The sequence below is a fragment of the Methanobrevibacter cuticularis genome, assembly GCF_001639285.1.
GTDB classification, from domain to species: domain Archaea; phylum Methanobacteriota; class Methanobacteria; order Methanobacteriales; family Methanobacteriaceae; genus Methanobaculum; species Methanobaculum cuticulare.
The window spans coordinates 1-11,116 of record NZ_LWMW01000135.1; the positions used below are offsets into that span (position 1 = coordinate 1).

9 protein-coding genes are annotated in these 11,116 nt (G+C 26.0%); 7 read left to right on the forward strand and 2 right to left on the reverse strand.

The genetic code is table 11. From position 1 onward, the window contains the following. The 4 genes from MBCUT_RS11390 to MBCUT_RS08780 all read left to right on the forward strand — a co-directional run. On the forward strand, nucleotides 1-335 hold a 335-nt coding region (locus MBCUT_RS11390; protein WP_169805433.1), incomplete at its 5' end, for a hypothetical protein. Nucleotides 336-1,292: 957 nt separating this feature from the next. Next, nucleotides 1,293-1,826, forward strand: a complete 534-nt coding sequence (locus MBCUT_RS08770; RefSeq protein WP_067260304.1) for a ferritin-like domain-containing protein — start codon at nucleotides 1,293-1,295, stop codon at nucleotides 1,824-1,826. Nucleotides 1,827-2,282: 456 nt separating this feature from the next. Then, a complete protein-coding gene (locus MBCUT_RS08775; RefSeq protein WP_067260305.1) occupies nucleotides 2,283-2,627 on the forward strand; it encodes a DUF5518 domain-containing protein in 345 nt (114 codons plus the stop codon). A gap of 402 nt (nucleotides 2,628-3,029) precedes the next feature. Then, nucleotides 3,030-3,431 (forward strand): hypothetical protein, encoded by a 402-nt coding sequence (locus MBCUT_RS08780; RefSeq protein ID WP_067260306.1) that lies wholly within the window; start codon nucleotides 3,030-3,032, stop codon nucleotides 3,429-3,431. Between the two features lie 552 nt (nucleotides 3,432-3,983). Here MBCUT_RS08780 and MBCUT_RS08785 read toward each other — a convergent pair. Continuing rightward, nucleotides 3,984-5,075 (reverse strand): formate--phosphoribosylaminoimidazolecarboxamide ligase, encoded by a 1,092-nt coding sequence (locus MBCUT_RS08785; protein ID WP_067260307.1) that lies wholly within the window; start codon nucleotides 5,073-5,075, stop codon nucleotides 3,984-3,986. A gap of 1,210 nt (nucleotides 5,076-6,285) precedes the next feature. Between MBCUT_RS08785 and MBCUT_RS08790 the strand changes: the two genes are divergently transcribed. Both MBCUT_RS08790 and MBCUT_RS08795 read left to right on the forward strand, forming a co-directional pair. Then, nucleotides 6,286-6,816 carry a metallophosphoesterase family protein gene (locus MBCUT_RS08790; RefSeq protein ID WP_067260308.1) on the forward strand — a complete coding sequence of 177 codons (531 nt, stop codon included), beginning with the start codon at nucleotides 6,286-6,288 and terminating at the stop codon, nucleotides 6,814-6,816. A 151-nt stretch (nucleotides 6,817-6,967) separates the two neighbouring features. Next, a complete protein-coding gene (locus tag MBCUT_RS08795; RefSeq protein ID WP_067260309.1) occupies nucleotides 6,968-7,588 on the forward strand; it encodes an RlmE family RNA methyltransferase in 621 nt (206 codons plus the stop codon). Nucleotides 7,589-7,877: 289 nt separating this feature from the next. On the opposite strand, the gene MBCUT_RS08800 is transcribed toward MBCUT_RS08795, so the two are convergent. Continuing rightward, nucleotides 7,878-8,240: a hypothetical protein gene (locus MBCUT_RS08800; protein ID WP_245634980.1), complete on the reverse strand. Its 363-nt coding sequence runs from the start codon at nucleotides 8,238-8,240 to the stop codon at nucleotides 7,878-7,880. Between the two features lie 582 nt (nucleotides 8,241-8,822). Here MBCUT_RS08800 and mcm point away from each other — a divergent pair. Then, on the forward strand, nucleotides 8,823-10,823 hold the full coding sequence (gene mcm / locus MBCUT_RS08805) for a minichromosome maintenance protein MCM (RefSeq protein WP_067260311.1): 2,001 nt from the start codon (nucleotides 8,823-8,825) through the stop codon (nucleotides 10,821-10,823). Nucleotides 10,824-11,116 lie beyond the last annotated feature (293 nt).

Sequence of the window (11,116 nt, forward strand, 5' to 3'; positions counted from 1 at the left end):
ATGGTTCTTCCAGTGCAAAATCCAACACTATATCAATCACAAAAACAAGTATAAAAATCTACCTCATCAAAGTAAGTGCTAAAACTGTAAAATATCATGGAAAAAGATACAGAGTTTACTATAAAACCTATTATATTAAAAATTATGGTATTTTAACAGGCTCTAAACTATTCCAAAAATCTTTTAAAGGTTTCACACTAAGCAAAATCAGCAAAACAAGCAACATAAAAACAAACTACAACAAAACCAAAAAAATCCTAAAAACTACTGTCAAAAACCTTGCATATGCAAAAATAGCTAAAATCAAAATAAAATTCTACAAAAGAATCGCATAAAAAAGCCTTTAGATAATAGTAAAAGCTTAAAAAATTTAAAAAAATTTTAAAATATGAGAGGATAAATTAATTTTTTTCCATTATTCTCTCTTACTTTTTTTTGTTAAATTGGATAGGAATCTTTTTTTAATGTCATGATTTCTTTTTTAGAATATTATGATGTTTTTTTGGCGATATAGTTGTATACTTCTTTCTATGTTCTTTTTTTTCTCTAGGCTATATTGAAATTTTGCTTTGATAAGCTTTTTTTTTAATGTTTATACTTTAATTGGTGTTAATAGATTTAATTCTGTTTCCATATCAGTATTTTTCCTGTAAATTTAAAAGGAATTTCACCAAAAGGGGCAATGATTCACTAAATCATATAAATAGCTATTTTTTCTCATATATTCTATTTATTTTATTAATTAAACTTTTTAAAATCATGGAGCTGAATTAATTTATTTTTTATATTTTGAATCAAATAACAAGGATGATCTTCAGGAATCAAATCATACAAATTCATTTGAACTAAAAGCTGATGATTACTTGAATAATCCATTCAAACCATAAATAACATAAATTAATATTTTAATAACCATAAATAACATAAATTAATATTTTAATAACCATAAATAACACAAATTAATATTTTAATAACCATAAATATGGATTGTATCCCGTATTATAAATAATTGAGAGGAGAATTAAGAAAAAAAAATAAAAAGAATTATGAGCTACCTCTGTGCATGTATTTTTTTTAGTAGTTGTTAATAGATTCCTGTGGATTTAATTAGATTTTTTAGTGATTTTTTGCAATAAGAATAAATTTATATATTTGATGATACATATACTAATATAGGTCATTAATTTTTGAAATTAGATAATTGAAAAGGATATTTTATATGAAATGGGGAATAAATTAGGTGATTTAAATGAACAATTTATATGAAATGGGGAATAAATTAGGTGATTTAAATGGATAGTTTAGGTGAAAGAAGAAAAAAATCTATAGGTAGTAAAACTGCTAGTTTATTAGTTGCTCAAATATCTAATGAATTATATAACCATTCTTTGTATATGACATTTGCTAATTATTTTGCACTAAATGGCCTTGATAAATTAAAAGACTATTATATTGGTAGGGCTGAAGAAGAAATTGAACATCATCGTTGGATCGCAGATAGATTGAACTATGCTGACATTGAATTTTCTTATCCTGCTATAAATGCCATAGATATAGAAATTGATGATAAAGTTGAACCTTTCATAACCACAGTAGATGCTGAAATAGAAACAACAAAAAGAATATATGAAATAGTTAATGCAGCTAGAGAAGAAGAAGAGTGGGAAACTGTTTACTGGCTCCAAGAATTATTGGTTAATGAACAAACTGAAGAAGAACATATTAGTAGAAAATATTTAAAAATTGCTCAACAAAACGATGCTGATTGGTTAACTAAAGCTGATATTATCTTAAGTGAATATCAAAAATCAACTGAAAAAGAATAATTTTTTAATAATTATTTTTTTATTATTTTTCTGTATTCATTTTATTTAAATTTGCACGATTTTATACTGCACTAATATATTTTTGTAATATGGTTCTTATTTTACAATAAACATCGTATTAATAAAATATCTTAAGAGTTTGTCAAGCACGTCTACAATAAGCAACACTATTAGCTCTGGATTAGAAAATCGTAGGTATCATACCAATTTATAAAATAACTTTTTAAGATTAAAATATTATATTTTTATAAGAATAAATGACTTATCGGAATTTTTAAAACTCTTGGATGATGTGTTAGTCTAAAAAACAGCTATTCTGAATATAATTTATCACAATATTTATATTATAGAAAGTACATATTTTTAGTAAGTAATATATCAGATTAAAGATTTAAAAATTGTGTTATTATATATGTATGTAAATAGATTTTATTAGAGATAAAAGAAGGTGTATAAGTGGTCAAATTAGGAGTTGTGATTATAGGATTCATATTAGCAGTTTTAGTAAAGCTATTACTAGGCCAATTGGAATTAATAGGATTGTTAGTGGTTGGTTTCTTAGTCGGATATATGGCTCATGAAGGTGCTTTTGGAGGGCTAGTTAATGCAGCTATTGCTGGTGCTTTAGGAGGAATCATTGCAAGTATATTGTTCATTTTGTTTGGAGCATTATTTGGTCTTGCAAGCCTTTTAGTATTTGGATTCGTGGGAATTTCAGCAATTATAGTGTATTTAATCTATTATGCAATAATTATGGGAATAACTGGAGCTATTGGAGGTGCTTTAGCAGGATACAGATAGCTATTTGTATAAAATATATTTACACACAATAGCTATTTTTTTTTATATATTTACACATAATAGCTATTTTTAAAATAATCATTTCATAAATAATATTTTTCTATTTTTAATGCTATCTTTTAAAAATCTTTTTTTATTATTCTATTATCATATTATAATTAATTTCACTGTTATATTATTCATAAATTCAAATGTATATCCAATATTTGATTACTTAACTTTTGATGGATTTATTTGTTTTTTGATTTATGAATCTTGTTGATTTTGTTTCTTTAATTTTCAATAATCTAGAAAATTAAATAGAAACTGTTATAATAAGAAAACAGATAATATAATTTAATGATAAATTTATTAACATTGTAATTTAATTAAGATATAATTTAAATATTACTTGGTGATTGAATGGAGTTTGAAGATATATACAAGGGTATCGATTGGAAATATTTCATAATTGGAGCTGCTTTGTTTGCATTCATAGCAATTGCAGCTATGGACTATAATTTAGATATTATATTAGTTTTTTCATCTGTTGGGTTGTTAATCATAGGATATAAATCACGAAATTTAATTCAAGGGGTTGTCTTGGGAGCATTGGGAACAATACCATTATTTATTGCAACTATTTATGGTGAACGTTTAGGAGAAGTAGTACCTGGTAATGATATTGTTTTCTGGATATTAATATCATTTTTAGCTATTGGTGCATTTTGTGGTTTTACTGGCGCTTATTTTAGCAGATCAAGAAAAATTGCAATTGAAAAACAAGCATCCATAGGCAAAGGAAGAAAAAAGAAAAATACATAATAGGTAAATGAATTTAATAGTGAAATCATAGGGTAACTAGGGTTTCAGGCTTTTCCTTCAATGAATCAAATAAGTCTTTTAAATTCCCCTTAACAAAATCACAAATAAAACGAACAATATTCTCATTGAAAATCTGTAATCATGGACTATGTTGGGGGGGTTTTTTTTATTTGATTGAAATCTATTTTTTTAAAACCATAGCCATCAACGCAATCAATTTTTAATAAATTTAAAAAATTCCTTATTTTATATTGAAAAATAATTCTTGGATAAAACTCTTGAATTAATAAAAAAAGAATATGCTATAAAAATGGATATTAGGATTAAAAACTAAATAATATTAAATAATAAAAGAAGTGTTAAATGAAAAATGGATATTAGGATTAAAAACTAAAGAATATTAAATAATAAAAGAAGTGTTAAATGAAAAATGGATATTAGGATTAAAAACTAAAGAATATTAAATAATAAAAGAAGTGTTAAATGAAAAATGGATATTAGGATTAAAAACTAAATAATATTAAATAATAAAAGAAGTGTTAAATGAAAAAATTAGGTTATTATTTTTTCAAGTCCTCCTTTTTCAAGGGCTGTTTTTATTTCAAGAGCAATTCTTCTTCCCATACTCATTGCTTCCCCATATTTTAAATAGCTGTAAGATGAACCATTCATAAAAGTATTAGTTCCTCCATCTGTTCTTGCACTTATTTCAAATACAATAACTTCAAGATTATCATTTACAAGAGTCTGCATACAAAATGGACCATTCATTCCAGGGGATACTAATTTAGCTGCTGATTTAACTAATTTATCTCCTATTTCAAATACTTGAGGAAGTAGTGATTCTCTCATAACAACTGGATGGTTACCTGTTATCACATAAGATGGATCAAAATCAACATCAAGTTGATCTTTAGCTGGCATTCTAACTAAACCATCGATACTTGATTCATAACGACTGTCAATACCCATGAGTTCAACTTCATCATTTAATGCTGAGTAAAAATAATGTATACAATAATTACACCCAGTAACATATTCTTCAATATGTGCTTGAGCTACATCAGAATCTTCAATCCAATTTCTAGCTTTCATAGCTTCAATTTTTTTATTAAATTCTTCAGGTGAAGAAGCTACAAAGTATCCTCTTCCGCCTCTGGCTCCTGGAAATTTAACCATAACAGTTCTATCAATATCAGAAGGAGTATCGTATTTATAAGGTATTCTTATATCATTTTCAATTAATAGCTGTCTTTCTAGGTCTCTTTCAGCTTCCCATCGTAATATATCTCTATTTCCAAACATTGGAACATTAAAATCATCTTCTACCCTATCAAGTCCAGCATAAGCTACAAATGATCCATGAGGAATAACTATAGCATTCATATTTCTTAATTTTTCTTGAACATCATCATCTACGATGTCTTTAAATTCATCCACTATAATGTATTCGTCAGCTACTCCAAATCTTTTATAAGGAATATCTCTACCTTTTTCACACACAATAGCTGTTCTAAAACCTTCCTTTTTTGCACCATTTAAAATATGTAAAGAAGTGTGGCTTCCGAGGGTAGCTATTGTAATTTCATCTTTATTGTAGTTATCTAAAATATCTAAAATTTCTTGTTTCTGTATATTTCCCATAGTTTTTATCTCCTTTTTTAAGAGTACAGTTATATAGTTATTTTATATGAATATGAAACTAAATATCATTGAATGTCCCGAATTAACATTATCTATTTAATAATATACAAATATGAAATTAAATATCTATCAATACATTAATATAAACTTTTTGATTTGATTTTCCAGATTTTTATAATGCATTTTATAAGTTACGAAAGTGGAAATCATATGAATAGTTGTTATGAAGGTTATTAATATTAAACTTCAGTGAAATTCGCATTGATTCCATTTTTATTTATAATCTAATAAAATCTATTAACCTAATGGTGATTTAATACACTTTAATCAGGAATTTAATGATTCTATTAATTTTCAAAAGAATAGTCAATTAATTATTAAATTGAAACTTGTATTAGAAATTAATTTTAATAATTAATAATGACAATTCATATTAATTGATAGTGATTCATAGTTAATAAGAATTATGGTAAAAATGAAAAACAAAAAAATTCACTGAAACAGCTGAATCTCTGAAAAACATTAACTTAAAAATATTTGAAGTTAAAAATAAACATGGGATAATTAAACGATTAAATTAAGAAAAACACATTTAAATATTTGTAATTTTAATATAGCTTTAAGAGAAATTAAATAAAAATAAATAAAAAATAATTGAAAATTACTTAAAAAATAACTACATTAATAACTATATAATCATGATAACTATATAATAATTATATAATAAGTACACAATTACTTAGTATTTTTTTAGTCTATATTTCATATTTTATATTTCATATTTTTTTTATTATATATTATAATTATATATAATATATTATATATTTCATATTTTTCTTATTCTATATTTTATATTATATATTATATAATATCTTCTATTTAATATCTATAATTTGGATACAAAAATATGAACTGAAACCACAAAAATCATCGAAATAAAAATTACTACTCATATTCTCTTGTTGTTTGTTGCATAAAATATGAACAAAAGAATATTACTAAAGTAATTATTAAATAATAAAAATAACAATATAATAGATTAATAAAACACTATGTATTGTAAATTGTAATAATAAAAAATTGAAAATAAAAAAGGAATTACAGAAACAATTAAAAAAATTTTATTATGGATAACAGAAGAAAATAATGGCATTTATGAAATATACTTATATGATTTAATTGATTAAATAAAAAAGAAGAAGGAATTAAAATGTTAATTGGTTTAATTTCAGATACACATATAAAAGAAAATAATGAAGGAAAAGCGATTCCTCAAGCTGTTTTTGAAGGATTTAAAGACGTGGAATTAATTATCCATGCTGGAGATTTGCTAAATCTAAATGTCATCAAAGATTTAGAAAAAATAGCTCCAGTTATAGCTGTTCAAGGCAATATGGATAGGAAATACGGACTAGATCTTCCTAAAAGCGAAACAGTGGAAGTTGATAATGTAACAATTGGTGTGAATCATGGAGAAGTTTACCCACAAGGAGATAGTCAACAGTTACATTACATAGCTCAAGAGCTAGAAGCAGATATCTTAGTATCAGGCCACACACATCAACCCCATATTGAAAATTATGAAGGAATTCTTTTATTAAATCCAGGTAGTCCAACTTATCCTAGATTAGCTGATCCCACAATTATGTTACTTACTATTGAAAATGGAGAATCTGATATTGAAGTTAAAAAAATAGGAAAATCTGTTTGTACGGCCTTGAACATTGAAAAAAAAGAATGAATTCAGGGTATATATAATTCAGGGTATATATAATTCAGGGTATATATAATTCAGGGTATATATAATTCAGGGTATATATAATTCAGAGTATATATTAATATTATAAGAATAATGAAGTTTAAATAGTCAATAATATAATGGAAGATGTAAAATGGGAAAGCAATGGCAAGTTCAAAAAAAGAAGGATCCTTATTATAAGAGAGCTAAAGGAGAGAATTATAGATCTAGGGCTTCTTTTAAATTACTTCAACTAAATAAAAAGTATAAAATAATAAAAAAAGGGAATAATGTAGTTGATTTAGGTGCTGTTCCGGGAGGATGGTCTCAAGTAGCTTTAGAAAAAGTTGAAGAAGAAGGAATGGTTTTAGGAATAGATTTACAAAAAATTAAACCATTTCCTGAAGAAAATTTTCATTTTATTAAGGGAGATTTTACAAAAGAAGAAACACAAAGGAAAATTATTGATATTATGGGTGGAACTGTAGATGCTATTATATCTGATGCATCTCCTTCACTAAGTGGGATAAAAGACGTTGATCATTTAAGATCTATTGATTTAGCAGAATCAACTATAGACATCTGTGATAATATTCTTGAAGAAAACGGAAATCTAATCATGAAGGTTTTTCAAGGTAATGAATTTAAAAATCTACTTGAAAAAATGAAAAAAAGATTTAAAATATTAAAAACAACAAAACCTTCTTCATCAAGAAAGAGAAGTTCAGAAATGTATGTAATAGGATTGAAATATGTCAATCTCACTGAAAAATAAAATTAATGGTCATATTCATTAAATTGAAGTTCATTAATTAAATAATTATATTTTAAATACTGAAAAATAAAGTTAATGGTTATATTCATTAAATTGAAGTTCATTAATTAAATAATTATATTTGTAATCCCTTGAATATAATTAAATTGAATTAATTTAGTCTATTGCTTATATTTATTTATTCTAATTATATTATAATCGTCGCTAAAATATTCATTAATTATATTAAAATCCTAGTTCTATTAAATATGCTAGTTATAAATTATACTAATTATATTAAATTTCTTAACTAAAAACCTAATGTGTTATAGGCTTCAGAAGCTATACTTAGTTTTTTTTCAGCTGTTTTTATTCTAACATCTACTTCTTCCGATTCTTGACCAGAATTTAGAGCACTTTCAACATCATTTATAGCTGAATTGGCTCTTACAAGTTGTAATTCTGCATCAATAAATTTCGATTGTAGATTTTTATCAGAACCTGCAAAAATAGTTTTTTTAGTAGAGTTAAATTTAGCTTCTAGATCAGTGTAGTTAGATCTTAAACTTGCTAATTCATCATATTGGCTTCCAGAAGATACTTTAGAAGTTATCCCTGATGAAAGCACATTAAATCCAACATATCCTGCCACTACAATGGTTGAAACTATCATTATCACTCCTAGAACTGATATTAACATAGAAGTTGATTTAAATAAATTTAAACGTGATTTTTTCATTATTAACTACCTTTCATGTCTCTTAGTACTTATTTATTTGAGTTCATCATAAATAAGCTTTGTTATGAAAATAATTCATTGTTTTTTATTTATCGTAATAAATTTTATTTATTATAATAAATATATTGTTATTAGATTATATTTTTAAATACTTTTAATCATTTTTAATTATTTTAATTATTTTTAAATACTTTTAATCAGTCTTAATCACTTTTAATTATTTTTAATGAATATAATGAGATTAATATAATCATATTATCTGATTATAGAAAAACTGAATACCAATATAAAAAATATAAATAATAGAAAAATTTTTAATAATATGAATTATAGGATAATCTCAATATAAATCTTACTAGGTATTCAATATTAAAAATCATTAAAAATTAATTAGATAATTCATAAGAATTATTAATTAGGTAATTCATAAGAATTAATAAAAGTCATGTTTATTAAAAAAATTTATTTTAGTAATAAGTTAATATTTTATAAAGATGAAAATCAAAGTATGATATAATGAGTTCAATTGATAAATCAAATACATCAATTACAAAATTCGAAGAGTTTTTCTCAACAAAGTATAAAGATGATGTATTTAAAATTTTAGAAAGATATCCTGATGATAGATCACTTATAATCGATTATTTGGATTTAGAAATGTTTGATCCTGATTTAGCGGATCTTTTAGTTGAAAAGCCTGAAGATGTTCTTCTTGCATCTGAGAAGGCTGTTAAAAACATAGATCCTTTAATGAAAAATGCAGATTTAAATATTCGACTAGAGAATCTGACTAATATAATCCCACTTAAGATATTATTAAGTAAATATATTGGAAAATTCGTATCAGTTGAAGGAATTGTTCGTAAAACTGATGAAATTCGACCTAGGATAGAAACTGGTGTGTTTGAATGTCGAGGATGCATGCGACTCCATGAAGTTGAACAGCCTAATGGTAATAACATGGTAGAACCCTCATTATGTACAGAATGTGGTGGAAGGTCCTTCAGACTTCTCCAAGAAGAATCAAAATATATTGATACTCAAACAGCTAGAGTACAAGAACCTCTTGAAAATTTATCTGGTGGTACTGAACCTAAACAGATTCTTATCATACTTGAAGATGATTTAGTAGATGTTTTAAATCCTGGAGACAAAGTTCTCATTACTGGAACTTTAAAAACATTCAGAGAGGAACGAAGTGGTAAATTTAAAAATTACATCTATGCGAACTTCATTAAACCTCAAGAACAAGAATTTGAAGAATTACAAATAAGTGAAGAAGATGAACAAGAAATTATTGAATTATCTAAAGACCCTCACATCTATGAAAAAATCATAAAGTCAACAGCTCCTTCTATAAAAGGTTATAGGGATGTTAAAGAAGCTATTGCTCTCCAGCTATTTGGAGGGGCAGCCAAGGAACTTGAAGATAAAACTCGTCTTCGTGGAGATATACATATTCTAATAGTTGGAGATCCAGGTATTGGTAAATCACAGATGTTAAAATATGTTTCTAAACTTGCACCAAGAAGTATTTATACAAGTGGTAAAGGTACAACTGGGGCTGGTTTAACTGCAGCTGCAGTCCGTGATGAACTTGGTGGCTGGTCTCTTGAAGCAGGAGCTCTTGTACTTGGAGATCAAGGAAACGTTTGTGTTGATGAACTGGATAAGATGAGATCAGAAGATAGATCTGCACTTCATGAAGCTCTTGAACAGCAAACCATAAGTATAGCTAAAGCAGGAATCATGGCTACTTTGAATTCACGATGTTCTGTTCTTGCTGCAGCAAACCCTAAGTTTGGAAGGTTTGACAGATATAAATCTTTAGCTGAGCAAATTGATTTACCTTCACCAATTCTTTCTCGTTTTGATTTAACTTTTGTAATAGAAGATAAGCCTAATGTTGAAAATGATCGAGAATTAGCTAAGCACATATTAAAAATACATCAAGAAGACTCTGTAGAATATGAAATCGAGCCTGAACTTCTTAGAAAATATATAGCTTATGCAAGAAAGAATATAACTCCGAAACTTACAGATGAATCTAACAAAGTCCTTGAAGATTTTTATGTTAATATGAGAAGTGGTGCAGTGGATGAAGATTCACCAGTTCCAATAACTGCAAGACAACTAGAAGCTATTATTCGTTTAGCGGAAGCAAGTGCTAAAATTCGACTCAAATCCCATGTGGAAGTTGAAGATGCTGAGAAAGCAGTTAAATTACAATTAGCTTGTCTTAAAGAAGTGGGTTATGATCCAGAAACTGGAAAAATAGATGTAGATAAGGTTGAAGGGAGAACACCAAAATCTGAAAGAGATAAACTTCAGAAAGTAATAGACGAAATCAAAGAACTTCAAGAGGAATATGGAGACCAAGCTCCACTCAATGTTTTAACCTCTAATCTCATAGATCAATATGGAATGAGCGAAGAAAAAGTTGAAGAAATAGTAAAGCAGCTTAAACATAAAGGAGTAGTCTTTGAACCATCAAATGGTTACCTTAAAATAGTCTAATTATGACTAAGTATTTTTATGACTTTTCTACATGATTTTTTGAAAAATAAAAATCATATTTATTAAAAAACTATAATCAAAATTTGGCTCTGTAGAAATCATGTTAAGTATTATGGGATCACATATTATGTATTACCAAAATAATAGGGTGATCCCATGTTCAGTTTATGTGATAATGAGTTAATAAAATTTACCTTTGTGTCCTTTGAAATTGCTAAGATGTCTTTATCAGAGTATTCCTGTGAAAAATCAAAACATATTTATACTCAACCCCAATTAATGGCGTTAATATG

Bases quoted from the DNA above. Each gene is read 5' to 3' on its own strand.
- MBCUT_RS08785 (WP_067260307.1), bottom strand. From the start codon at position 5,075: ATGGGAAATATACAGAAACAAGAAATTTTAGATATTTTAGATAACTAC.
- MBCUT_RS08770 (WP_067260304.1), top strand. From the start codon at position 1,293: ATGGATAGTTTAGGTGAAAGAAGAAAAAAATCTATAGGTAGTAAAACT.
- MBCUT_RS08800 (WP_245634980.1), bottom strand. From the start codon at position 8,240: ATGATAGTTTCAACCATTGTAGTGGCAGGATATGTTGGATTTAATGTG.
- mcm (WP_067260311.1), top strand. From the start codon at position 8,823: ATGAGTTCAATTGATAAATCAAATACATCAATTACAAAATTCGAAGAG.
- MBCUT_RS08780 (WP_067260306.1), top strand. From the start codon at position 3,030: ATGGAGTTTGAAGATATATACAAGGGTATCGATTGGAAATATTTCATA.
- MBCUT_RS08795 (WP_067260309.1), top strand. From the start codon at position 6,968: ATGGGAAAGCAATGGCAAGTTCAAAAAAAGAAGGATCCTTATTATAAG.
- MBCUT_RS08790 (WP_067260308.1), top strand. From the start codon at position 6,286: ATGTTAATTGGTTTAATTTCAGATACACATATAAAAGAAAATAATGAA.